The organism is Mesorhizobium sp. WSM4307, assembly GCF_007003945.1.
In the GTDB taxonomy this organism is placed as follows: Bacteria; Pseudomonadota; Alphaproteobacteria; order Rhizobiales; family Rhizobiaceae; genus Mesorhizobium.
Map to the genome: position 1 here is coordinate 289,330 of NZ_VFTB01000007.1, position 22,997 is coordinate 312,326.

At 60.8% G+C, this 22,997-nt stretch carries 21 protein-coding genes and 1 pseudogene; 12 read left to right on the forward strand and 10 right to left on the reverse strand.

The features are described 5' to 3' along the window. Positions 1–34: 34 nt before the first annotated feature. Positions 35–1,519: an alkaline phosphatase family protein gene (locus tag FJV83_RS18920; protein WP_095774173.1), complete on the reverse strand. Its 1,485-nt coding sequence runs from the start codon at positions 1,517–1,519 to the stop codon at positions 35–37. Continuing rightward, positions 1,509–2,315 (reverse strand): DeoR/GlpR family DNA-binding transcription regulator, encoded by an 807-nt coding sequence (locus FJV83_RS18925; RefSeq protein WP_095774273.1) that lies wholly within the window; start codon positions 2,313–2,315, stop codon positions 1,509–1,511. The genes FJV83_RS18920 and FJV83_RS18925 overlap by 11 nt, the downstream gene beginning before the upstream one ends. Before the next feature lie 383 nt (positions 2,316–2,698). Here FJV83_RS18925 and FJV83_RS18930 point away from each other — a divergent pair, with 383 nt between their 5' ends. From FJV83_RS18930 to FJV83_RS18940, 3 genes are read left to right on the forward strand one after another with little or no spacing between them, the layout of a single operon-like run. After that, positions 2,699–3,715 carry an ABC transporter substrate-binding protein gene (locus FJV83_RS18930; RefSeq protein ID WP_245318199.1) on the forward strand — a complete coding sequence of 339 codons (1,017 nt, stop codon included), beginning with the start codon at positions 2,699–2,701 and terminating at the stop codon, positions 3,713–3,715. A 1-nt stretch (position 3,716) separates the two neighbouring features. After that, a complete protein-coding gene (locus FJV83_RS18935) occupies positions 3,717–4,640 on the forward strand; it encodes an ABC transporter permease subunit (RefSeq protein ID WP_245318189.1) in 924 nt (307 codons plus the stop codon). Continuing rightward, positions 4,637–5,419, forward strand: a complete 783-nt coding sequence (locus tag FJV83_RS18940) for an ABC transporter permease subunit (protein ID WP_095774274.1) — start codon at positions 4,637–4,639, stop codon at positions 5,417–5,419. The genes FJV83_RS18935 and FJV83_RS18940 overlap by 4 nt, the downstream gene beginning before the upstream one ends. 126 nt (positions 5,420–5,545) lie before the next feature. Here the strand turns inward: FJV83_RS18940 and FJV83_RS18945 are convergent, their stop codons facing one another. Genes FJV83_RS18945 through FJV83_RS18955 form a run of 3 tightly spaced genes read right to left on the reverse strand, consistent with a single transcriptional unit; the run spans position 5,546 to position 8,405 of the window. Beyond that, the gene (locus FJV83_RS18945; protein WP_095774175.1) at positions 5,546–6,190 is read right to left on the reverse strand and encodes an FMN-binding negative transcriptional regulator; all 645 of its coding nucleotides are present in this window, start codon (positions 6,188–6,190) and stop codon (positions 5,546–5,548) included. 36 nt (positions 6,191–6,226) lie between these two features. Further along, entirely contained in the window at positions 6,227–7,129 is a 903-nt protein-coding gene (locus FJV83_RS18950) for a dihydrodipicolinate synthase family protein (protein ID WP_095774176.1), read from the reverse strand. A gap of 40 nt (positions 7,130–7,169) precedes the next feature. After that, positions 7,170–8,405: a PLP-dependent aspartate aminotransferase family protein gene (locus FJV83_RS18955; RefSeq protein WP_095774276.1), complete on the reverse strand. Its 1,236-nt coding sequence runs from the start codon at positions 8,403–8,405 to the stop codon at positions 7,170–7,172. A 71-nt stretch (positions 8,406–8,476) separates the two neighbouring features. Here FJV83_RS18955 and FJV83_RS18960 point away from each other — a divergent pair, with 71 nt between their 5' ends. From FJV83_RS18960 to FJV83_RS18970, 3 genes are all read left to right on the forward strand, one after another. Further along, positions 8,477–10,012, forward strand: a complete 1,536-nt coding sequence (locus tag FJV83_RS18960; protein ID WP_095774277.1) for a PLP-dependent aminotransferase family protein — start codon at positions 8,477–8,479, stop codon at positions 10,010–10,012. Between the two features lie 228 nt (positions 10,013–10,240). After that, positions 10,241–10,732 (forward strand): MOSC domain-containing protein, encoded by a 492-nt coding sequence (locus FJV83_RS18965; protein WP_095774177.1) that lies wholly within the window; start codon positions 10,241–10,243, stop codon positions 10,730–10,732. Between the two features lie 6 nt (positions 10,733–10,738). Further along, positions 10,739–11,689: a PDR/VanB family oxidoreductase gene (locus FJV83_RS18970; protein ID WP_095774178.1), complete on the forward strand. Its 951-nt coding sequence runs from the start codon at positions 10,739–10,741 to the stop codon at positions 11,687–11,689. A 228-nt stretch (positions 11,690–11,917) separates the two neighbouring features. On the opposite strand, the gene FJV83_RS18980 is transcribed toward FJV83_RS18970, so the two are convergent. The 3 genes and pseudogenes from FJV83_RS18980 to FJV83_RS18990 all read right to left on the reverse strand — a co-directional run bounded on the left by FJV83_RS18980 (position 11,918) and on the right by FJV83_RS18990 (position 14,118). After that, complete coding sequence (locus tag FJV83_RS18980) at positions 11,918–13,129, reverse strand: aminotransferase class I/II-fold pyridoxal phosphate-dependent enzyme (RefSeq protein WP_095774179.1); 1,212 nt, start codon at positions 13,127–13,129, stop codon at positions 11,918–11,920. Positions 13,130–13,168: 39 nt separating this feature from the next. Beyond that, positions 13,169–13,285, reverse strand: a pseudogene (locus tag FJV83_RS37050) (nickel permease); the annotation flags it as partial. 146 nt (positions 13,286–13,431) lie between these two features. Further along, positions 13,432–14,118 carry a B3/4 domain-containing protein gene (locus tag FJV83_RS18990; RefSeq protein WP_179296489.1) on the reverse strand — a complete coding sequence of 229 codons (687 nt, stop codon included), beginning with the start codon at positions 14,116–14,118 and terminating at the stop codon, positions 13,432–13,434. A 43-nt stretch (positions 14,119–14,161) separates the two neighbouring features. Between FJV83_RS18990 and FJV83_RS18995 the strand changes: the two genes are divergently transcribed. Continuing rightward, positions 14,162–14,779 carry a helix-turn-helix domain-containing protein gene (locus FJV83_RS18995; protein WP_095774180.1) on the forward strand — a complete coding sequence of 206 codons (618 nt, stop codon included), beginning with the start codon at positions 14,162–14,164 and terminating at the stop codon, positions 14,777–14,779. A gap of 204 nt (positions 14,780–14,983) precedes the next feature. Here FJV83_RS18995 and FJV83_RS19000 read toward each other — a convergent pair whose 3' ends face one another. Further along, positions 14,984–15,886 carry a LysR family transcriptional regulator gene (locus FJV83_RS19000; protein ID WP_095774181.1) on the reverse strand — a complete coding sequence of 301 codons (903 nt, stop codon included), beginning with the start codon at positions 15,884–15,886 and terminating at the stop codon, positions 14,984–14,986. Between the two features lie 37 nt (positions 15,887–15,923). Next, positions 15,924–16,064: a hypothetical protein gene (locus FJV83_RS36470; RefSeq protein ID WP_179296484.1), complete on the reverse strand. Its 141-nt coding sequence runs from the start codon at positions 16,062–16,064 to the stop codon at positions 15,924–15,926. Here FJV83_RS36470 and FJV83_RS19005 point away from each other — a divergent pair. From FJV83_RS19005 to FJV83_RS19025, 5 genes are read left to right on the forward strand one after another with little or no spacing between them, the layout of a single operon-like run. Further along, positions 15,997–17,397: a VOC family protein gene (locus FJV83_RS19005; RefSeq protein ID WP_095774279.1), complete on the forward strand. Its 1,401-nt coding sequence runs from the start codon at positions 15,997–15,999 to the stop codon at positions 17,395–17,397. The genes FJV83_RS36470 and FJV83_RS19005 overlap by 68 nt on opposite strands. A gap of 9 nt (positions 17,398–17,406) precedes the next feature. Further along, positions 17,407–18,828, forward strand: a complete 1,422-nt coding sequence (locus FJV83_RS19010; protein ID WP_095774182.1) for an FAD-binding oxidoreductase — start codon at positions 17,407–17,409, stop codon at positions 18,826–18,828. Between the two features lie 21 nt (positions 18,829–18,849). Continuing rightward, on the forward strand, positions 18,850–20,385 hold the full coding sequence (locus FJV83_RS19015; protein ID WP_095774183.1) for an aldehyde dehydrogenase family protein: 1,536 nt from the start codon (positions 18,850–18,852) through the stop codon (positions 20,383–20,385). A gap of 10 nt (positions 20,386–20,395) precedes the next feature. Further along, positions 20,396–21,646: a pyridoxal phosphate-dependent aminotransferase gene (locus FJV83_RS19020; RefSeq protein WP_095774184.1), complete on the forward strand. Its 1,251-nt coding sequence runs from the start codon at positions 20,396–20,398 to the stop codon at positions 21,644–21,646. After that, the gene (locus FJV83_RS19025; protein WP_095774185.1) at positions 21,640–22,923 is read left to right on the forward strand and encodes an FAD-binding oxidoreductase; all 1,284 of its coding nucleotides are present in this window, start codon (positions 21,640–21,642) and stop codon (positions 22,921–22,923) included. The genes FJV83_RS19020 and FJV83_RS19025 overlap by 7 nt, the downstream gene beginning before the upstream one ends. Positions 22,924–22,997 lie beyond the last annotated feature (74 nt).

Below are 22,997 nucleotides of genomic sequence, written 5' to 3' on the forward strand. Positions count from 1 at the left end.
CAGGTTTGCTGTCTCCTTCAACGCGAGCCCTTCTTTAGCAGCCCTCAATTCCGCCTTCGCTGACATGGAAATGGCCCTGCCGCTTGATGCCCGCCAGGAGCGTGTTTTTGCGGGCACAGGTAGAGAGAATCTCCGCGCATGCTAGTTCCTCACTCTCTGGCGCATCCCCGCACACCTCGGCCAGCACGCGGCCTGTCATCGTTTTCGGCGCATCGATGCCCAGCAGTGACAGGATCGTGGGGGCAATGTCCGTGATGGAGCTCGGAATATCCGAGACCCGGCCCTGCGCCAATCCCGCACCGTAGCCCGCGAGAACGGCAGTGAACTCGCCACGATGCAGCCCCCCATGAGTGCCGCCGCCCACCCGCAGATCGTAGTCGCCGGGGTCGTAAAAGACCGGATCCAGATACCCAGCCTGATCGCCGGCAGGCATTTTCCCGAGGTGTATGAACAGGTCAGGGGCCCGCTCGCCGCCCGCACCTAGCAGTTCCAGCGCGAGACTGCCTTCCACCGTGCCACTGATACTGCCTGGTTCGCGAGCGGGGCTGAATGCGCCGCCGAACCATATCTGTGCCATCATGAAGTCCCGTATGTCATGCAGTAAGGCCGGGTCGTCCTGTTTGAGCCACAGGCCCACGGCGCGGCCCGGTCGAACAAGCACCTGCGTTGTATCGTCGTTGAACGACGCCGCCGCCTTGAACCCGGCCTGACAAAGAGCGTCGGCGACGTTGACTGTGCCGCCAATCGTCACATGACCATGATCGGAAACGATAAACAACGTGATGTTGTCGCGCTCCGGCTGGGCGTCCCGCCATGCCCGCAGCTCTCCAATCACATCATCGCAGGCCCGCATCTTTTCGAGTAGCTGGCTCGATCGGAGGCCGTGCAGGTGGCTAACGCTATCGACTTCGGTGCACCAAAGAATGGTGGTGGCGGGCTTGTCGTAGGGCCATATTTCGCGCTCGAATACCCGGAATGCTGTCATTGGGCCATCGGCGGAGATGCCCCCGGCCGGGATCTTCAGGGAATGATGAGCGCGGGCGGCAAACGAATGCGGGTAGCCGATCTGCGGATGGCGGACATTGAACCCGGTTTGTCCGCGCTGCTGGCCCTTCCAGTTCAGCGCGGGCAGCGCGCCGGGGCCACTCGACGTGACGACCGCAAATGGCCGTCCCGCTTGGTGTAGAACTTCCGAGATCGAGGGCGCTTTCACCAGGTCGCCCGCCAGCCGTTCATCCGCCGCCCACCAATCGTGCGTGGTTTCCGTGAACACTTGATCGGGGCTGTTTCCCCGGACATAGAACTGGTTCCCGGCAATGCCGTTCACCTGCGCAGTTGCGCCGGTGGCCAAAGCCGTGAGCGCCCCCCGCGTTTCGCTGGGGAACACCGTGGTATGACGGCGGTTCCAAGTTCCATCCTTGGCCAGCGCCACAAGATGGGGCATTGTGCTTTCAGTGACCAGATCGGGGCGCAGGCCGTCAATTCCCAGCACCACGACATAGTGCGCGTCATTGGCCATTCGTGGTTTCTTCTGTGTTGTTTGTTTCGTTGTTTTGTGGATAAACCACGCGCACACCTGCATCCTTGAACCCGTCTGCAAAGGCGGCGGGCGGTGGCTCGTCGGTAACGATGGTGCCAATGTCCGACAGCGACACCGAGACATACGCTCCTGACGCGCCGAATTTGCTATGGTCAGCAACGAAGATGCGGCGGCGGCTGCGCTCAAACAGCAGCCGCTTGAAGCGTTGCAGGTACTTGCTTGACTCAACCAAACCATGGACCGGGTCAACGCCGTAGGCTGCGATGACGGCCGTATCGAAAATGCACTCGGAAATGGCTTCTAGCACCTGTTCGCCCATCAGCGCGCCATTGGCATAGTCGTATTCGCCCCCGGTGACCGTGACCCGGTGCTTGATGCCGCTTTGCAGCACTTCCGCGATGGCGGGCATGTTCGTCATGACCGATACAGCAGGGCCATCGTTCAACGCCTTGGCGACGGCCAGCGCTGTGCTGCCGTGGGTAATGAATATCCAACCGTCCCGCGCCACAGTTTGCGCTGCCAGCTTTCCAATCACGGCCTTTTCTGCACTCAGGCTGGCCAGCCGCGACGACAGCGGCGCAGCGCGGGAAACCGGAATTGCGCCCCCATGAACCCGCGTCAACAAGCCGTCTTTTTCGAGAATGACCAGATCGCGGCGGATGGTCTCCATCGTCACTGAAAAGCGCTCTGCCATTGCGGCAATTCCGATGCCTTCGCCGGCGCGAAGCAAATCAGCAATGGCTTGCAGGCGGCTTGCTGCCGGTAGTTTCGTCACAAAACTCCTCATTTTCCATGACGCGGATGGCGGCGCCTTCAGAGCCCGATATGTGGCCTTTTTTGGGAATAATTGCCTTTCAGATACCTGTCAACGGCTCTTTCATGCAGTTTTCGTGCGCGTGCACTGAAAGTGCCGGCCATTCCTTCATCTTCCCTTTGTTGTTCCAACCAAAAACACACTTTCCCGGCATGGGTTTTTCTGGAATTCCCAATTAATACCAGATAATGTCACATTCCTGTAAAGAGCAGCCGTTACCGGCAAGGCTGCTTTATTGCTGGTTCCCGCGAGAGGAAAACGGAATGATTAGGAAACCAATGAGTGCCTATCTGACTGCAGGTGTCGCTTGCCTTGCCGTGCCATTCGGTGCGCATGCCGACAACATGGATGATCTTGTCGCGGCCGCAAAGGCCGAGGGGCAATTGACGGTTATTGCCCTCGGGCATGATTGGTGCGGCTATAGCGCGCTGATTCAAAGCTTTAAAGACAAATACGGCCTCACCGTAAACGAACTCAGCCCAACAGGAGGCTCCGGTGAAGAACTGGCAACGATCAAGGCAAATATAGGCAACAACGGCTCGCAAGCGCCGGATGTCATTGATGTGGGCCTTGTTTTCGGCCCCATCGCGCAGAAAGAGGGTTTGCTGCAACCTTACAAGGTGCAGACGTGGGAAGAAATCCCGGCCACCGACAAAGACCCGGAAGGGCACTGGTACGGCGACTATTACGGCGTGCTTTCTTTCGTCGTGAATAAGGACGTTATCTCAAAGTCTCCAGCTGATTGGGCTGACCTTCTCGACCCCGCCTATCGCAAGAGCGTTTCACTGCCTGCTGACCCGCGAACCGCCAACAATTCCATCCTAAGCGTCTATGCGGCGGGCCTAGCAACCGGCGCGCAGCCGGGCGCGGCAGCAGCCCGCGCTGGGCTGGAGTTCTACCGCCAATTAAAGGACTCCGGCAATCTCGTTTCCGGTTTCGGCTCTGCCGCATCCATCGCCAAGGGCGAAACGCCCATTACCACGCGCTGGGATTCCAACGGCATCACCTATGCCGAAAATTTCAAGGGCAATCCGCCGCTGGACACCATTGTCCCAAAAAGCGTTACCGTGGCTGGCGTCTATGCCCAAGCCATCAGCAAATATGCGCCGCATCCGCATGCCGCCAAGCTATGGATGGAGTACCTTTATTCTGACGAGGGGCAACTCGGCTACCTCAAGGGCCTTTGCCATCCCATCCGCTTTGACGCCATGCGCAAGTCCGGCAAAATCGCCGACGACATGCTGACCAAGCTCCCGGCGACAGGTGACAACCTAGTATTCCCCGAGCTGTCCCATCTCGTGGAAGCGGGCGAAGTGATTGCCAAGGAATGGACTTCAACCGTAGGCGCAGGCAGCAAGTAAGTTGAAACCACAATCCACAGACGGCAAGCTTGGCGTGCGTGGCATTCGCGCCGGGCTGGCACGTACCTCATTCCTCAAATCGCTTGACTGGCCCGCACTGCTGGCTACGTCCCCGTTTTTCATCTTTGCCATCGTCATGATGGTGATGCCCACCGCAGCGCTGCTGGCCACGGCTTTTGTCGATAAACAGGGAGGTTTCACGCTGGCGAACTTCGCGGAGATCGCGACGCCGGAGGTTGCCGACGCCTTCATGGCTTCGGCCAAAATCTCCGCCGCCACGGCCGTTCTTGGAACGGTGCTCGGGCTCATATTGGTCCTGACTGTTGGCCGCGGGATAACCAGCCAGAAGGTGAAGGCCACCGTTATGAGCTTTTGCGGCGTGGCTTCGCATTTCTCGGGCATTCCCCTCGCCTTCGCCTTCATCGCCACTTTGGGGCGGCTTGGGCTCGTGACTGTGGTTTTGCGCAAAGCCTTCGGGATCGACATTTACGCGGCAGGTTTTGAGCTTGCCAGCTTTTCCGGCTTGACGCTTACCTACCTGTTCTTTCAAGTCCCAATAGCATTCATGATCATCATGCCCGCAGTTGACCGGCTTTCCTCACAGACGCGGGAAGCGGCCGAGATATTGGGTGCGACCACCACCCAATATTGGCGCTTGATCGGCCTGCCCATCCTCTGGCCAACCATTCTCGGGGCGCTGGCATTGTTGTTCGCCAATGCATTCGGGGGCGTCGCAACGGCCTACGCGCTGACAGGAACGGCCGTGAACCTCATCCCGATCTTGCTCTACGCGCAAATTCGCGGCGACGTGCTGCACAACGAGCAGCTTGGTGCGGTTCTGGCCGTGATCATGGTACTGGTCATGACGGTGGCCATTTCTCTTTATCTGATGCTTCGCGTGCGTGCCGAACGGTGGATGAAGTGAAACTTTTCCTGCGCTATTCCCCTTGGGCCATATTTGCTATTGCCGCGTTGTTCTTTCTGATACCGCTTTTCAGCACGGTGGAATTTTCATTAAGCATCCGGCGCGGCGTCTATTCGCTTGAGGCTTACGAGTCTGTTTTCCTAGACCCGGAATTTGCGGCCAGCTTCGGCTATTCGCTGTTAATCGCAGTTTTAACGATTGTCTTTGGCACGATCCTCGTTGTTCCGATGGCCTATTATGTCCGGTTACGACTCAAATGGCTGCGGCCAGCGGTGGAAATCGTCGTGATGCTGCCTATGATCGTGCCGCCCATCGTACTTGTCTTTGGCTATTTGCGGCTATTTTCGTCATCGTCGGTGCTGCCGCTGGTCAATAGTAGCACTGGTGCGAGCATCCTGCTTGTTTGCGGCTGCATCACATTATCTCTGCCGTACCTGTACCGCTCCATTGATTCCGGCTTGCAGACGATTGACGTTCAGACGCTGACGGAAGCCGCTCACATCCTCGGGGCGCGGCCTTTCGCGACAATCAGGCTGGTGATCTTCCCGAACATCTTAGCCTCCGTCATGTCAGGCGCGTTCCTGACCTTTGCTGTCGTGATGGCGGAATTCGTGATTGCTAGCCTTTTGACGCGCCCGGCTTTCGGCACCTACATTCAGAAAGTCGGCGTGAGCAAAGCCTATGAGCCTGCGGCCCTGACCATCCTGTCTTTTTCCATTACTTGGGGCGCGCTGGCCATGATGAACGTCATGACGCGGTTTTCGCGGCGGGCAGGGTAGGGCACTTCCTCCTATTCTTCTGGTATGAACGGCATCGTGTTGCAGGCATCGCCGCCGCTCCGTTTGCTTGGCCGCCTGGCATCTCGCACCTGGCGGGTGACAGCCTTGGAACTGGGGTTGGGAACTTCAACCCTGTTCCATCTTCCGAGCGGCGGCTGCCAGCATCGCCTGACCTACGCCCAGGTCGCCCTGCGCGACAAGCACTTCGCCAGCATTGCGAATATCGCGCGGCTCCTTCGTCTGGCTCAACTTGGCTTTGCCGACCAGACGCGTAATCTCGATCTCCAGCCCGACGATCTCCTTGACCAAGGTGTCAATAAAGTCTCTTGGCGCATCCCCCATCTTCCATGGGACGGGCTGGGTTGACTCATGCCGATGGGTCAGTTTGGCCACGTTGCGACGCACAAAGCGCTCATCGTCGTGAACGGTGATGCGTCCGTGTGCATGTGCGACGAGGTAGTTCCAGGTCGGCACCTGCTTGTGGAACTCGTGCTTGCTCGGATACCACTGCGGAGAAATGTAGGCGTCGGCGGCCCGGAACACGACGAGGACCTCATCGCCGCTCGACACGTCCTGCCAGACCGGGTTGCTGCGCGCGACGTGACATCGAAGCGTGCCGAGTGCTCCTGCCGAGCTGTCGAGTTCGAAGGGGATGTGATTGGCGTCGAGTCCACCTGAGCCATGGGTGATCAACACGCCAAGGACGTTGTTCTGGATCAGATCAAAAAGAACCTCACGGCTGGGCTCTTCGTTATGCGGCGGGACATACATGAGTTTGTTCCGTTCAATGATTTGGAAGTTGGCTGCTCACGAACCGGCATCTGATCGCAGACGTGCCAGTGCGTCGGCTACCTGGTGCTTCGCCGCAGTGGGAAGCGGCATGATTGGAAGCGGCGGCTCGGCGCGGCAAATGTCGAGGAATTCAGCGAGTGCATAGACGACGCGAAGGCTCGAATACGCCTTGAAGAGTTGCCATAGCGGGACCAGCGTGGCGTCGATGCCGCGCGCTTTAGCATGGTCGCCTTGCTGAGCAGCCCTGACGATCTTCATGCAAGGTTCGGGCATGATACCGCCCAGTACGCTATACCAGGTGTCGGCGCCGGCAATCATGGCCGGGGTGGCGTTCCAGTCGCCGCTGTAACCGATCGAGAATTCTTTCGGCACGATTTGCCTCTGATCCGCCAGATGGCCTTGGATCGCATCGCCCCGGTCGGTTGGGTTCTTGATGGCGACGATGCCAGGCACCTGCGCCAGGCGTGTGACGAGCGTGGGCGTAAAGCGAAAATGCGTGGTTCCAGGATTGTCGTAGATGACGATCGGCAGTCCGCTTCTGCGCGCTACCGAGGAGAAATGCTCGAACACCTCGTCATCGGTGAGCGGGGCATAAGAAACGGCTGCGAGCAAGCCTGCGGCCGCGCCGAGGGCCTTTGCGTCTCTTGCGTGTTTTATCGCCTCGTCGGTGCGCAATGCGCCGACCCCTACGATGACCGGGATACCTCCGCCGGTCTCGTCCAGCGCCTCGGAAAGGGCCCGGCGTCGTTGCTGTCGCGACAGGTACATGTAAGTGCCGGTGCTGCCAAGAAGTCCGATGGAATCCACCTTTGCTGTGCAAAGCCTCGCGATCAGCTGGCGCAGCGCCAGGGTATCGACCCGGCCGTCACTGTCGGTAGGCGTGATTGGGAAGGCGCAAAGGCCGCTCAAGAAGGCCATGTCCAAGCTCCCATCGTCTGATAGGTTGCGGCGCCGGACATCAGACCGCGTCCAGCCCCTGCCGCAGATCCGCAATCAGGTCGGCGGCGTCTTCGAGCCCCACGGACAGGCGCATCAGGTCTTCGCCGACACCATCAGCCAGATGCGCATCCTTGCGGATTGCCTTGCGCGCGCGGGTCAGGCTCGCAGGATGATAGATGAGGCTGTCGGCGTCGCCGAGGCTGACTGCACGAGTGATCAGCTTGAGCCGGTTCATCATCTGGCGAGCGCCATCGAAGCCAGTGTGGACGCCGAAGGCCAGCATGCCTGAGCCTTTCGACATCTGTCTGCCCGCGATCTCGCGATCGGGATGGGAGTCGAGAAACGGATAACTCACCCAGGCCACGGCCGGATGCGCTTCGAGTGCCTGCGCAACCGCAAGGGCGGAGGCGCTGTGACGGTCCATACGAAGGGTGAGCGTTTTCAGCCCGCGCAAGATCAGGAACGCTGACAGCGGCGAAAGCGCTGCGCCAGTAATATAGCGCAAGCCCGTTTCGTGCAGGGTGTGAAGCGTTTTCGCATCGCCGAGGATCGCCCCGCCCAAAGCATCTCCGTGGCCATTGATATATTTGGTCAGCGAGTGGATCACGATGTCGGCCCCGTGTTCCAGAGGACGCTGTAGCGCGGGCGAGGCAAAGGTGCTGTCGACCGCGACCTTCACGCCGCGCGCATGGGCGTGTTCGGCAATGGCCGCGATGTCAAGGATGCGGCTTAGCGGGTTGACCGGCGTCTCGAAGAAGACAAGCCTGGTCCTGTCAGTGATGGCGTCATCGAGATTGCTGGGTACGGACAGATCCACCGCGACGACCTTGATGCCAAACCGCGGCACCGCCTGTTCGACCATGGCGAGCGTGTTGGCGTAAAGCGTCTGGTGCACGATGAGTTCGTCGCCTTGCGACAGCAGCGACAGGATCAGCGTGCCGAAGGCCGCCATGCCTGAGGCAACGACCAGCCCTGCTTCGGCTCCTTCGAGATTGGCGAGCCGCTTTTCGAGAATCTCGGTCGTCGGATTGTATTCGCGTGCATAGAGTCTTCCGCCAAGCGCTGCCGCAGCCTCATTTGCGGCCACACTTTCGAACCCGTAGGTGGAGGTCAGAAACACAGGCGGCTGGACGGCATTGGAAAAGCCGGCCGGATCATAGCCATAATGGATGGCCCGGGTGGCGAATGCGAAACTGGCGTCGTCAGGGGACGGTGTCGGCGCACCGGTTTCGGATTGATCTGTGGTGCGGGGCATCGATGTTTTGAAATCCTTTGGTTTTAAGAACATTGCCGCCAAACTGGCTTGGATGTAACGTCCAGTTGGCGATGAAACAAATGGTCCAGTCTTCTCGTGCCGTGTCGGCAGGTCACTCGCAGCGTCTGGGCGCGCGCCAGATCTACGAAGCGCTTCGCGAGCAGATCTTGAGCGGTGTCTATGAAACCGGCAGTCAGTTGCCGTCATCTCGCGGCCTCGCCAATGACCTCGGCGTTTCGCGAACGACGGTCACCGTCGCCTACGAGCAGTTGGTCGCGGAAGGCTTCATCGAGGTCAATCAAGGCGCACGGCCTCGCGTTGCTGCTTCCCTGGTCGGTCGCCAGGCCAGCAGCGCGTTCCCAAAACGGACTGGCCCGGTACATCTTTCCAGCTATGGCGAGCGACTGCGTGGCAGCCCGCCATGGCCCGATTATCTGCCCAACCGGTTGAAGGTCGATTTCCGTTATGGCGACCTTGCGCCATCTGATTTCCCGGAGCTGACTTGGAAGCGCGCAATGAACGCGGCAATGTCACAACGGCCAGGAAGGCTGGCCTATGACGATCCACGCGGGTCGCCTCGCTTGCGCCAGGCTCTGCAGGGATATTTGTGGCGCGCTCGAACACTAAGCTGCGAGATCGAGCAGATTCTTGTCGTAAGCGGCTCGCAGCAGGGCCTGGACATGTGCGCGCGCTTGCTGCTGGATCCTTCAGACAGCTTCGTCATCGAGGACCCATGCTATAGAATGGCGCGCCAGGTGTTTGCCAGTACAGGGGCGACGCCTGTGTCCGTCTCCGTCGATAGCGACGGCATGAAGACGGAGCTGCTTGAGGGGATCACGGCGCGGCTGGCCTATGTGACGCCGTCGCATCAGTTCCCGCTCGGCGGCGTCCTGCCGATCTCGCGGCGGTATCAGCTTCTCGAATGGTCCCGAGGAAACGACGCCTATGTGATCGAAGACGACTATGATGGCGAGTACCGCTATGACATTCGTCCGGTTCCTCCGCTGCACAAACTGGAAGACCGCAGTTCCGTCATCTATCTCGGCACTATCTCCAAGACGCTGTCGCCGATGCTGCGCATCGGCTACCTCGTGGTTCCGCTGGAATTGCAAGGCGTCTTTGCGACGACCAAGCAGCTTCTGGACAGGCATTCGCCGGTTGCGGAGCAGGAGGCCTTGGCCTCGCTTATCGAGAGCGGCGGATATGAAAGCCATGTGCGGCGCGTCCGCCGTCTCAACGGCGAGCGACGAGGAGCCTTGCTCGCCGCCCTTCGGCGCGCCTTCGCAGATCGAATCGTCATCGAGGGCGCCGACGCCGGGCTGCATGTCGTCGTCTGGTTCAAGGATCTCTCTTGTCCATTGGAAGACGTCTTGATCGACGAGGCGCGGCGGGCCGGCGTGGGCGTCCATCCGATATCGCCGCTCTATGCTCACGAAACCGACGGACGCCGTTCCGACCGCATCGGATTGGTGATGGGCTATTCCGCCTTGACCATGCGGCAGATCGAGAACGGCGTTCGGCTCCTGGCCGGCGTTGTCCAACGTCTGAGTAAGGGCTTGCCCCGTCAGTTCAGCAACAAGCTCCGCAAGGACAGCGACAGCACCTGAACCGGCGCCGCCGCCGGGCTCAACACGGTATCGTCGACTGGATTAGCAAGACTTGGCAAAACTGGCTCTGTCTGTCGGGCCAGTGTCAGGCCAGAGGGTTAATGCCGGATCGGGCTGCAACGCTGCCCCCTGGAGCGTGGGAGTGGACATGGAAAACGGACATCTCGATCAGATCCTCGGATCCGGCTGGAAGCTGGGCGCCGCGATAGCGGTCTTGGAGGGCGAAGCATGACGTGGAATGGAACTCTGCTCCACATTCACGTCGCGCCGGCAGCCTCCTACGAGATGGAGGAACTGACCCAGGCACAGCTTGTCCCCGGTCGAGGTATCGTGGGAGATCGATATTTTCTGGGAACGGGGACTTACTCCCCGAAGCCGGATGTTCGCGAGGTGACGCTGATCGAGGTCGAAGTCCTGGAAGCGATCGCTCGCGGTGAGCCGAAGATCCCGGGCTTCAAAGCCAGGCTCGAGGCGGAAGACCATCGGCGCAACTTGACCACCAGGGGCGTGCCGCTTGGCCACCTCGTAGGGAAGCGTTTCCGCGTTGGCGAGACCGTGCTGCGGGCTGCGCGGATGAACTTTCCCTGCAAGTACATCGAAGAGCTGCTTGGCATTTCCGGCCTCTACGAGGGTCTGTTGAACCGTTCGGGTCTGAATTGTGCAATCGAGATCGGTGGCGTGATCCGTCCGGGCGATCAGATCCTTCCCATGGATGAATGAACCTGCATGGCTGCGCCCCGCATCATCATGAAGCTGACCGTAACCGCCATCCGCAAGGAACCCGGCGACGTCCTCGTCATCGATTTGAAGCACCCGCGCAAACCGTTGCTGCCGCCGTTCGAACCTGGCTCCCATGTGGATGTCCACCTTTCCGACGGGAAGGTGCGCCAGTATTCGCTCTGCGGCGATCCGAGCGATTTGAGCCGCTACACGATTGCGGTGAAGTTCGAGCAGACAGGCCGCGGCGGATCAAGCTGGATCCACAAGACTGTTTGCCCGGGATTCACACTGCCGGTCTCGGCTCCGCGCAATCATTTCCCCCTCGGCGAAAGCCGCGGGCCGGTTCTGCTTCTGGCGGGAGGTATCGGGATCACTCCGATCCTGGCAATGGCGTGGGCGCTGGAGCGGCGGGGCAGACGCTACGAACTCCACTACTTCACGCGCAGCAGCGCACTCACGCCGCTCTCATCGGTTGTCGAGAGCGTCCTCGATCCAGCCAATGTGCGGCTGCATTTCGACGATGAGCCCGAAACCCGGCTGGATCTTCAAAACCTGCTGTCAACGCTTTCGTCGGACAAACAGCTCTACTATTGCGGGCCACCTGGTTTCATGGCTGCCGTCGACCGGGCAAGCGCCCACTGGCCGGCAGGCACGGTGCATTTCGAGGCTTTTCAGCCGCTCGAGTATGATGCTGCACCACCCGAACCTTTCACGATCACACTGCGCGATGGGACATCGGTCCCCGTCGCAGCCGATACGACCGCGCTCGCAGCACTGCGAGGGGCGGGCGTGCTGCTCATGGCTTCGTGCGAGAACGGCGTTTGCGGAACCTGTGAATGCGGAATGCTGGAAGGCCAGCCGATCCACCGCGATGCTGTCCTGTCCAGGCAGGCCCGGGACAGTCGGTTTATCCCGTGCGTGTCTCGCGCGAGAGGTGTGCTCAAGCTCGATCTTTGAGCAAGTGGCGACGTCGATCAGCAGGCGAACGTTTTGGGATCTCCGTCCGACCTCTTCATAAAATACGCCCAGACGATCTCAAGCAGGCCGGCGCCGAACAGAATTATCCAGTGCATGGTATCCTCCTGGCGGACTGCTGATCCGCCGCGCGGGGCGCGTTGAAGAGAAGCGATGTGAATTGCCCGCGAGGGGCAATTCACATGAGACGATCCAGAGCCTCGATGACTCTCAGGATGCGCCGAACGTCTCATCAAGCGCGTGTCTGATGTCGGCGATCAGATCCTCGGTGTCCTCGAGGCCGATCGAAAGACGCAGATGCCCATACTTCTGGAAGCTCGCCGGGTAACGATCGGATCCGCCACGGCCGCTACCGCCGACATGCACGATCAGGGTTTCGTCGTGACCAAGCGAAACGGCGGAAGTGATTACCTTCAGATTGGCAACGAACCGGTTCTGCGTGTCGGGATCGCCTTCGACCGCGAAAGCCATGACCGCGCCGTAGCCCTTGCCGGCGAACTGGCTTTTCGCCAGCGCGTGCTGGTCATGGTTCTCGAGCCCGGGATAGGTGACGTAGGCGACGCGCTTGTCTGTCGACAGATAGTGGGCGACGGCCTCGGCCGATGCGTACTGCTGCTTCAGGCGCAGGGGTAGCGTGACCGAGCCGCGCATGATCAGCCAGGCGTTGAATGGCGATATCGTCCCGCCAAGGTCGACAAGCGCGTCTGCCTTCATGTGATGGACGAGCTCCTTGGAGCCGATCACCACGCCGCCCATCGCGTCGCCATGGCCGTTGATGTACTTGGTCAGCGAATGGATAACGAGGTCTGCCCCCAAGGTTAGCGGCCGGAAGAAGGGGGGAGGCGTGAAGGTCGAGTCGACCGACAACAGCGTGCCAGCTTGTTTGGCGACCGACACCAGCGTTGCGATATCGGCAACCTTTGTAGTCGGGTTTGCAATCGTTTCGGTGTGGATCAGTTTGGTGTTCGGCCGCACGGCGGCTCTGACGGCATCCATGTCGCCCATGTCGACGAAGGTGGCTTCAATCTTGTAGCGCTGCGGCAGGAGTTCGGAAAAGAGCCGCCAAACCGCCTCGTAGGTGACGTCGCCGACGATCACATGATCTCCGCTTTTCAGGAAAGTGAAGAATACGGCATGTAGGGCGGCAACGCCGGTCGCGAAGACGGCGGCATCCTGACCGCCTTCCAGCGCGGCAAGCTTGCGCTGTAGGCAGATCTGATTGTGGCCCGAATTGCGCGTGTAGGACGGTGTCTCGGTATCGGACCAGTCCATCGTGGAAGGGTCTTCAGGAAGGAGATAGGAATTGGCCATGACGATCGGCGTGCGGATCGCTCCGGACGTCTTGTCGATCTCGTTGCCGCCATGCACCGACAGCGTATTGAAGGAGAGCGTGGACAGTTCGTGTTTGTCTGGTCTCGACATTGTTGGCCTCTGCTTTTTGGGTTGATTGCTCAAGTGCGGCTAACGTCGAACCGGCACCGCGTTTTCCAGCTTCTGGAAGACCTGCGTGATGACAAAGGTCAGGCCGATGTAAAACACTGTTACCAGGAGGAGGGGCTCGTAGACCGGAAGCCTATCCTAGGGCGCCCGCTCCTGCGCAGGCGGCGGAATCATTTCGCGGCTGGTCAGTGGAAGGAGCCGTTCGCACAAACCGCCGCTTGTGCGACATCGAGACATCGCAAGTCACGTCCACTTGCTTTCTTTCGGGATTGGTCGCCGGCCGGTTAGCTGACGCTGATTTTCTGTTTATAGACCTCACACCCTGGCGCCAGCTCGATTAGACCGCTCACGAGCATCTTGCCCGCCTCCTCAAGCGCTTGCTCCGGCATCGTTGCCAAGCTTTCCAAAATGAACCACATCCGGCCGCCCACGGTTTCCAAGCGGGTGCGCGTGCCCTGCCGCCAATTCCAGCGCCGACATGTAGCGCCCACGTCGTCGCGCCAGATGACTTCCCCCTTGGATGGGCTTTCGACGATCGCATCGCCATTCGCAAAAGTGTCGAAAGGCTCCGTTCCGTCGGCAACCGTCAGCCGCGGACCTCCAACATACGCATCGAAGTTTTCACCCCCTACCGGTACTGCGAAACGCAGGCTCACTGCGTTGTAAAGGTCGACGACAGGGTTGATCGATGGAATGCGACCATCCTTCTCCACGCGCTTCTTCAATGCCTGCGCGGAGCACGGCGTGCGGTTTGGTTTTGCTCCGAACCGGCTGTATACGTCACCCCAGCTGGCCAGATGCGCGTCTCCCCACTCCGGACCGCCGGAGGAGACGTAGTCGCACGCAGTCAGCAAGATGTTGGGATCGATCCGCTGCTTCTTTGTACCATTGGCATCAACGAAAATGCTGATCGCGCGGAAGTCGGGGGCGATGCCCGCAATTTCCTTGTCGATCACCGGAAAATCCAACACGGGCTCTAGCTCCCATTGACCAAGTTAGTCTATGATAACGACTATGAAAAAGAAAGTCAATATATCGACCGAGGCGGTCGCTGATGTTGAGCGCGTCAGCGCCACGGTGTCTCAAAACCTCAAGACGTTCAGGCGGCAAAGCGGTCTGACACTCGATCAGCTGTCCCAAAAATCCGGTGTGAGCAAAGGCATGCTTGTCGAGATTGAAAAAGGGACCGCCAATCCCAGCATCGCGACGCTCTGCCGTGCAGCGACCGCGTTGGGTGTATCGGTGGCCGATTTCGTCGGCGTGGCGGTCAGCGTGCCGGTACGTATCGTTCCACCGCAGGACGCTTCCACCCTTTGGCGCGGTCCCAAGGGAGGCAGCGCTACGCTCCTGGTCGGAACGCAAGGACCCGACGAAATCGAACTTTGGCGCTGGACACTGTTTCCCGGCGAGACATTCGAATCCCCTGGGCATTCGCCGGGAACACTCGAACTGCTGAATGTGGAGGCTGGCGAACTGACGCTGAAATTGGGCGATAGCTTACATCTTGTTCCAGCCGGTTCGTCCGTGCTGGCTCGCACAGAAGACAAACACGCCTACGTGAACAGTGGCAAGCAGGAACTCCGGTTTGTCATGACCGTGGCGGAGTTGCAGCGGCCACGGGTGAGAACGTAACATCCTTGGCGCGGTGTCAGGTTCCGCGCAGGTAGAGGTCATTGAACTCGTCGCACAATGTGCCGAGCGACTGTTCCGCGCTCTCTATGCAGGAGGCAAAGCCAAAGTCGGCGCGCGTGGCAAAGCCGTAATAGGGACTGTTCTATATGACCGCCGGCAGATCGAGGGCGGTGGCCGATGTTTTTGCCTGTCGGCAGCAGCGGTTTAGCTCGAATTTGCCACCTGGCGTACCAGCCACGCCGTGAAATTTTGCCCTAGCGGATTTGTACTCTTCGCTTCCGGCATGACGACATAGTAGCTGTTCTCGGTCTGCATCGCCAAATCGAGGACAATACGAAGCTCGCCTGATCTTAGCTCTTGCTCAATGAGGTAGCGCGGAAGAAGTGCAAACCCCATGCCCGCAACCGCCGCCTCGATGATCATCGAAAATTGATCGAAGCGGTGTCCCCGGTAGGCCATTTCGGCCGACACGCCCACCTGCTCGAACCACAGAGCCCAAAGTTTGGGACGCGTTGCGAGATGGAGCAACGGCTTGGTTAGCAGATCTGCGGCGGCGATCTCCTTGCAAGTTGTCAACAGCGCACCGCCTACCACCGGCAGGATCGATTCGCTGCAGAGATAGGTGCACGTGGCGCGCGCCCAAACCGGCTGTCCGTAGTGGATGGCGAGTTCGAAATTCTCTTCGTCGAAATCGAACGGCGCCGAGCGCGCGCCGACATTGAGGATCACGCCCGGGTGCTGGCGCAGGAAATCAGGCAAGCGCGGACTGAGCCAGCGGCTGCCGAATGTCGGCAAGGTGGCGATACTCAGGCTCGATCTAGCGTAGGCGGATGACATTGCGCGCAGCATCGTCTCTTCGGCTTGCTGTAGCAGCTTCCGGGCTTCCGGCAGGAAGCGCCGCCCATCCTCGGAAAGCACCACGCGCTGCCGGATGCGTTCGAAGAGCGGCGCGCCGAGATATACTTCCAGATCCTTGACCTGACGGCTGACGGCGCTCTGGGTCAGGTTGAGCTCCCGGCCGGCGCGCGTGAAGCTCGCGTGTCTTGCCGCGCATTCGAACGCCTGGATTGCAACCAGGTCTGGCATCAACTTTCTGCTCAATATCATGCGTATCTCGCATCAACCTAGTCGAAAACGTCGCAAGTCATGCCGGATGAAATCCGATATCACTCTTTTCCGGAATGATCTCATGTTTTCTCAAAAGCGAGACCGCACCGTTGCCAAATGCTGCTTTCGTTGCATCCGATGACATTCGTTCTGCTTTTTCTGCGGCGATGTCAGCCATGTACCGGACCGAGGTTCCCGCCTACGGCACGCTGATGGAACTGGTCGCCGAGGTGAATGCAGAAGTGCTGGATGCCAAGCCAGTGCTGCGCCAACAGCTCGAGGCGACGGATTCGCTTGACCGCATCTCGCAAGAGCGGCACGGGGCGATCCGCCTGGGAACGCCGGCCGAACTCTCGATGATGCGGCGCGTGTTCGCGGTGATGGGCATGCATCCGGTCGGCTACTACGACCTCAGCACGGCCGGCGTGCCGGTCCATGCGACTGCGTTTCGTCCGGTTGGTGCCGAAGCGCTCAGCCGCAATCCTTTTCGCGTCTTCACCTCGTTGCTCAGAATCGACCTGATCGGCGACGAGGTTCTGCGGACGGAAGCGGAGGCCATTCTTGCCGCTCGACGGATTTTCACGGACAGCGCCATCCAACTCACCGAAAAGGCCGAGACGCAGGGCGGGCTGGGTAAAGCCGATGCGGATCGGTTTGTCGCCGAAATCATCGAGACATTCCGCTGGCACGATCAGGCCTGCGTCAGCATGGAGATGTACCACAGGCTGCACCAGCAGCATCGGCTGGTCGCCGACGTGGTTTCCTTCAAAGGCCCGCATATCAACCACCTGACGCCGCGCACGCTCGACATCGACGCGGTGCAGACGGGCATGCCGTCGCGTGGCATCGAGCCCAAGGCGATCATCGAGGGTCCTCCCACTCGCCAGTGCCCGATCCTGCTCAGGCAGACATCGTTCAAGGCGCTGGACGAACCGGTTTCGTTCAAGTCAGGCAGCGGTGGTTGGACGGCTGGCTCGCACACGGCGCGTTTCGGCGAGATCGAGCAGCGCGGCGTGGCGCTGACTCCCAAGGGCAGGGCGCTCTACGACAGCCTGCTGGATGCCACGCGCAAAATCCTCAGGCCGGCGGCCGACGGGTCAAATGCTGCTGATTACGTCGAGGCGTTGTCGCGGACATTCCAGTCGTTTCCCGACACTTGGGACAGCATCCGCACTGCTGGCCTTGGCTATTTCACCTATTCGCTGACCGAGCGAGGGCGTCAGGTCGGCAGCGTCCATGTGGAAGGTGTCGATCGCCTGGTGGCGGATGGCTTCGTTCGTTTCGACCCGATCGTCTACGAGGATTTCCTGCCCGTCAGCGCGGCCGGTATCTTCCAGTCCAATCTGGGCGATGAAGCGGGCCAGGATTTCGTCGCCAGTCCCAACCAGAAGCACTTCGAAGCCGCTCTCGGCGCCGGCGTCCTCGATGAATTCGCGCACTATGCGGCGATCGAGCAGGCGTCGATCGACGACTGCCGACGCGCTCTGCGCTGCGTTCAGGCAGCGGAGTAGACAGTCGGCATGATCGGCGAGCGGCACAAGACAGCTTTGGTCGAAATCCTCGGCGCGGACGGGGTTGTCCAAGATTCCGCCAGCCTGGCCGCCTATGAGAATGGCGCGCGCTATGACCGGGGTAGCGCCGCATTGGTGCTGCGCCCTCGCGGCACGGCGGAGGTATCCGCTTGCGTCGCATACTGCGTTCGCGAGCATATCGCGCTCATCCCGCAGTCCGGCAACACCGGCCTGGTCTCCGGCTCGACGCCGGATACCAGTGGAGCGCAGGTCGTGCTCAGTCTCGACCGGATGACACCGATTTTCGATCTCGATATCGACAACCGCTCAATCCACGTCGACGCTGGAACCAGACTGTCGGACATCAACGGACGGCTCGAGCCCGGCGGTCTCTTCTTCCCGATCGACCTCGGCGCCGATCCGCGGGTGGGCGGCATGCTGGCAACCAACACCGGCGGCTCGCGGTTTCTGAAATATGGCGACGTGCGCCGCAATACGCTGGGCGTGAAGGTCGTCCTGGCAGACGAGGCTGGTACCGTGGTCGACCTGCTGTCGGGGCTGCGCAAGAACAATACAGGCGTCGACTGGAAGCAGCTTTTCATCGGGACATCCGGCGCGTTCGGCATTGTCACCGAATGCGTGCTCAATCTGGAACGTCTGCCGAGGCAGGTTTCGACAGCCTATCTGGTGCCGCGAACCGGCACTGCCGTCATGCTCCTGCTGCGGGCGATGGAAGAGCGTCTCGGATCGTATCTATCGGCTTTCGAAGGCATATCGGGGAATGCGATTACCGCAACGCTTGCCCATGTTCCGTCGCTGCGCAATCCATTCCAGAATGGCGACGTTCCCAACTATGTCATTCTGGCTGAAGTTTCCCGCAGTTGGCTTCCGCGTGATGACGAGCAGCCGCTCGATGCCGTCCTGGAAACGGTGCTGGCCGAAGTCTGGGAAGCGGAGGGCGCGCCGCTCGCCAACGCCTTTGTCGGTCCAGCCCATGAGATGTGGGCGCTACGTCACGCCCTGTCGGAAGGCGTCAAACATGCCGGCCGACTAGTCGCTTTCGATCTGTCGTTCCGCAGGGCCGACGTACTAGCATTCTGCGACTGGATGAAGCTCGAACTGCCAAGCCATTTTCCCGATGTCGCAATCTTCGACTTCGGCCATATCGGCGACGGCGGCGTGCATTTCAATCTGGTCGTCGACGAGGCGCGGGCTGGTCCAGTCGATATCGCCTTCGAACGGCGATTGCGCGATTGGGTCTATTCGATCGCGGTCGATCGTTTCGGCGGCAGCTTCAGCGCCGAGCACGGCGTCGGCCGCAAGAACCAAGCCTACTACGATCTCTATACTCAGAAAAAGCACAAGGACCTTGCCGCTGGCCTGAAGCAACTGACGTCGCCAGGGCGCCTTGGTTCGGTGCGTTTCGGATAAGACAAAACAGGAGTTTGCCGGATGAACATTGCAGTCAAATCCATCGATGTAGCCAAGGAAACGACCGAACTTCTGGCGAAACTGGGTGTCGCCAAGGAGGCGCTTGTCGGCGGCGATCTCATCGTGCGCAGCCCGGTGACGGGCGAGCAGATCGCGGTGCTGAAGACGATCTCGCCGGCTGAGGCAGCCAAGGCGATCGACGCCGCCCACAAGGCCTTCCAGGCCTGGCGGATGGTGCCGGGACCCCGGCGCGGGGAACTGGTGCGGCTGCTCGGCGAGGAACTGCGCGCGCACAAGGCCGAGCTTGGCCGGCTGGTGTCGATCGAGGTCGGCAAGATTCCCTCCGAAGGGCTGGGCGAAGTGCAGGAGATGATCGACATCTGCGATTTCGCCGTCGGCCTCTCCCGGCAATTGTACGGCCTGACCATCGCCACCGAACGTCCCGGCCATCGGATGATGGAAACCTGGCATCCGCTCGGCGTCGTCGGCGTCATTTCGGCCTTCAATTTCCCGGTCGCGGTGTGGTCCTGGAATGCTGCGCTTGCTCTGGTCTGCGGCGACGCCGTGGTGTGGAAGCCGTCGGAAAAGACGCCGCTGACGGCGCTCGCCTGCGAAGCGATTTTTGCCCGTGCGGTCAAGCGCTTCGGCGCTGATGCGCCGCAGGGCCTGGCGCCGGTGCTGATCGGTGATCGCGCCGTCGGCGAGATCCTGGTCGACCATCCGAAGGTGCCGCTGGTTTCGGCAACCGGCTCGACGCGCATGGGCCGGGATGTCGGCCCGCGCCTGGCCAAGCGTTTCGCCCGCGCCGTGCTGGAGCTCGGCGGCAACAATGCCGGCATCGTTTGCCCGACCGCCGATCTCGACATGGCGCTGCGCGCCATCGCCTTCGGCGCGATGGGCACGGCTGGCCAGCGCTGCACGACGCTGCGGCGCCTGTTCGTGCATAACAGCGTCTATGATGCGCTGCTGCCGCGCCTCAAGAAGGCCTACGAAAGCGTCTCGGTCGGCAACCCGCTGGAGACATCCTCGCTGGTCGGGCCGCTGATCGACAAGGCGGCGTTCGATGCCATGCAGAAGACACTGAAGGAAGCCACCGCTCACGGCGGCAAGCTGACCGGCGGAGCGCGGGTCGAGAACGGCCATCCGGATGCTTATTACGTACACCCGGCTTTGGTCGAAATGCCGAAGCAGGTTTCTCCGGTGACGGAAGAGACCTTCGCGCCGATCCTCTATGTGATGAAATATTCGGATTTCGACGCCGTGCTTGACGAGCACAATGCCGTGGGCGCCGGCCTGTCGTCGTCCATCTTCACCCGAGACCTGCAGGAATCCGAGCGCTTCCTGGGTGTCGACGGATCGGACTGCGGCATCGCCAACGTCAATATCGGCACATCGGGAGCCGAGATCGGCGGCGCGTTCGGCGGCGAAAAGGAAACCGGCGGCGGCCGCGAGAGCGGCTCCGATGCATGGAAGGCCTATATGCGCCGCGCCACCAACACGGTGAACTACTCCAAAGCGCTGCCGCTGGCGCAGGGCGTGTCCTTCGACATCGACTGAGGATCGGGCCATGACCGTCAACACAAGTATCGAAGAGGCCGGCTTCGTGCCGGCGTCGCGCATATCGGCGATCGGGGTTTCGCAGATCCTGAAGATCGGCGCCCGCGCGCAAGCGATGAAGCGCGACGGGGCGCCAGTCATCATCCTGGGGGCGGGCGAGCCGGATTTCGACACGCCCGACACCGTGAAACAGGCAGCCTGGAAAGCCATTCAACGCGGCGACACCAAATACACCGCGCTGGACGGCACGCCGGAACTCAAGCAGGCGATCCGCGAAAAGTTCCGCCGGGAGAACGGCCTCGACTATGCCGCCGACGAGATCACCGTCGCGACCGGCGCCAAACAGGTCCTGTTCAATGCCATGATGGCGACGCTGAATGCTGGCGACGAGGTTATCATTCCAACGCCGGCATGGACGTCCTATTCGGATATCGTCACCATTGCCGAAGGCAAGCCGGTCTGTGTCCCGTGCAACGCGCAAGCCGGTTTCAGGCTGACGGCGAACCAGCTCGAGGCAGCGATCACGCTGAGGACGAAATGGCTGATCCTCAACTCCCCCTCAAACCCGTCCGGTGCTGCCTATAGCGCGACCGATTATCAGCCGCTGATCGAAGTCCTCCTGAGGCATCCGCATGTCCGCTTGCTGGTCGACGACATGTACGAGCACATTGTGTATGATGATTTCCGTTTCGTCACGCCGGTTGCGTTGGAGCCACGCCTGAAGGGGCGGACGCTCACCGTCAACGGCGTTTCGAAGGCCTACGCCATGACTGGCTGGCGGATCGGCTACGCCGGCGGCTCACGCGAATTGATCAGGGCAATGGCGGTGGTGCAGAGCCAGTCGACGTCTTGCCCGTCATCGGTCAGCCAGGCCGCAGCGGTCGAGGCGCTGTCCGGTCCTCAGCACTTCCTTCAGGAACGGACGGAGAGCTTCCGGCGCCGTCGCGATCTCGTCGTTGCCGGGTTGAACGCCATCGATGGTGTCGACTGCCGCGTGCCGGAAGGGGCCTTCTACACCTTCGCGGATTGCGCTGGTCTGGTCGGCAAGACAACGCCCGCTGGCAAGCCGATCGAAACCGACACCGACTTCTGCGATTATCTGCTTGAGGAAGCCCACGTCGCGGTTGTCCCGGGCGCGGCTTTCGGCCTGTCGCCGTTCTTTCGTATTTCCTATGCGACATCCGAAACAGAGTTGACAGAAGCGATCTTGCGCATCGCCGCGGCCTGTTCACGTCTTGGGAGCGACAGCGACCGATGCTGAATGATCCCCGCTCACACGGTCTATGGCAAGCGACCGCGCCCGAACCGCCGGCTACAGCGTCATTGGACGCAGTAGTATCGGCCGATGTGGTTGTCGTCGGCGGCGGTTATACAGGCATGTCCTGCGCCCTTCATCTGGCCGAGGCTGGCCGGAGGGTGGTCTTGCTGGAGAGCCGTGAGATCGGCTTTGGCGGCGCGGGCCGCAATGTCGGGCTGATCAACGCCGGCTTGTGGCTGATGCCCGACGACATGATCGCCGCGCTCGGCCCTGTCCATGGCGAGCGCTTGCTGCGGTTGCTTGGCGACGGCCCGGCACTGGTGATGGATATCATCGACAGGCATCGCATCGACTGCGAACTGGAAAGAAACGGCACCCTTCACTGCGCCGTCGGCCCGGCAGGGCTGAAGGAGATCAAAGAGCGCGCGGCGCAATGGCAAAGGCGCGGCGCGCCGGTGCGTGTCCTCGATGCCGAGCAAACGAAAGCAAGGCTGGGTACGCCGGCCTATTGCGGCGCCTTGCTCGACGAGCGCGCCGGCACGCTGCAGCCGCTTGCCTATGCTCGTGGTCTCGCGCAGGCTTGCCTGGCTGCCGGGGTGACTATTTATACGTCCAGCCCGGTTGTTGCGGCCGATAAGAAGGGCGATCGCTGGGTGGTCAGCACAACGGGCGGCACGGTCGACGCCGAGTGGGTCGTGGTTGCCACCGATGCGTACAGCACGGGACCGTGGCAGAGCGTCCGGTCCGAACAGGTGCATCTGCCATACTTCAATCTGGCAACGCAGCCGCTCGGCGTCGATCTGTTGCAAACCATCTTGCCCGGGCGCGAGGGCGCTTGGGACACCAGGACAATCCTGTCTTCCTTCAGACTGGACAGGTCGGGACGGCTGGTCTTCGGCAGTGTCGGTGCGTTGCGCAACACCGGCACGGCGATCCACAAAGCCTGGGCCCGGCGGGCACTGGCGAAGCTCTATCCGCAGCTGGGCGCAGTCGAGTTCGAGCATGAGTGGTATGGGCAGATCGGCATGACTGCGGATGCGTTGCCGCGGTTCCACAAGTTCGGCAGGAATGTCGTCGGCTTCTCCGGCTACAACGGCCGCGGCATCTCGCCCGGCACGGTATTCGGCCGCGAATTGGCGTACCTCATCCTCGGCGAAAAGGCCGAAGCCGATATGCTGCTGCCGCTCACCGAGCTTCAGGAACCTTGGTTTCGTCGCTCCAGGGAAATCTACTACGAAATTGGTGCGCAGGTCGCCCATCTGGGCTCGGAACGATTCTGAACCGTCGTCGCCTCCGCCAGAAAAAAGCCTTTGTTGTTGAGGGCAGCGAGCGTGGCTGAGATAGGCGCTCATTA

What these genes read in the sequence shown, in the direction of transcription:
- FJV83_RS18955 (WP_095774276.1), bottom strand. Translation starts at nt 8,405, where the DNA reads ATGCCCCGCACCACAGATCAATCCGAAACCGGTGCGCCGACACCGTCC.
- FJV83_RS18920 (WP_095774173.1), bottom strand. Translation starts at nt 1,519, where the DNA reads ATGGCCAATGACGCGCACTATGTCGTGGTGCTGGGAATTGACGGCCTG.
- FJV83_RS36470 (WP_179296484.1), bottom strand. Translation starts at nt 16,064, where the DNA reads ATGGCTGACATCGCCGCAGAAAAAGCAGAACGAATGTCATCGGATGCA.
- FJV83_RS19015 (WP_095774183.1), top strand. Translation starts at nt 18,850, where the DNA reads ATGAACATTGCAGTCAAATCCATCGATGTAGCCAAGGAAACGACCGAA.
- FJV83_RS18980 (WP_095774179.1), bottom strand. Translation starts at nt 13,129, where the DNA reads ATGTCGAGACCAGACAAACACGAACTGTCCACGCTCTCCTTCAATACG.
- FJV83_RS18945 (WP_095774175.1), bottom strand. Translation starts at nt 6,190, where the DNA reads ATGTATGTCCCGCCGCATAACGAAGAGCCCAGCCGTGAGGTTCTTTTT.
- FJV83_RS18970 (WP_095774178.1), top strand. Translation starts at nt 10,739, where the DNA reads ATGGCTGCGCCCCGCATCATCATGAAGCTGACCGTAACCGCCATCCGC.
- FJV83_RS18995 (WP_095774180.1), top strand. Translation starts at nt 14,162, where the DNA reads ATGAAAAAGAAAGTCAATATATCGACCGAGGCGGTCGCTGATGTTGAG.
- FJV83_RS18950 (WP_095774176.1), bottom strand. Translation starts at nt 7,129, where the DNA reads ATGGCCTTCTTGAGCGGCCTTTGCGCCTTCCCAATCACGCCTACCGAC.
- FJV83_RS19010 (WP_095774182.1), top strand. Translation starts at nt 17,407, where the DNA reads ATGATCGGCGAGCGGCACAAGACAGCTTTGGTCGAAATCCTCGGCGCG.
- FJV83_RS19025 (WP_095774185.1), top strand. Translation starts at nt 21,640, where the DNA reads ATGCTGAATGATCCCCGCTCACACGGTCTATGGCAAGCGACCGCGCCC.
- FJV83_RS18930 (WP_245318199.1), top strand. Translation starts at nt 2,699, where the DNA reads ATGGATGATCTTGTCGCGGCCGCAAAGGCCGAGGGGCAATTGACGGTT.
- FJV83_RS18965 (WP_095774177.1), top strand. Translation starts at nt 10,241, where the DNA reads ATGACGTGGAATGGAACTCTGCTCCACATTCACGTCGCGCCGGCAGCC.
- FJV83_RS18960 (WP_095774277.1), top strand. Translation starts at nt 8,477, where the DNA reads ATGAAACAAATGGTCCAGTCTTCTCGTGCCGTGTCGGCAGGTCACTCG.
- FJV83_RS19000 (WP_095774181.1), bottom strand. Translation starts at nt 15,886, where the DNA reads ATGATATTGAGCAGAAAGTTGATGCCAGACCTGGTTGCAATCCAGGCG.
- FJV83_RS19020 (WP_095774184.1), top strand. Translation starts at nt 20,396, where the DNA reads ATGACCGTCAACACAAGTATCGAAGAGGCCGGCTTCGTGCCGGCGTCG.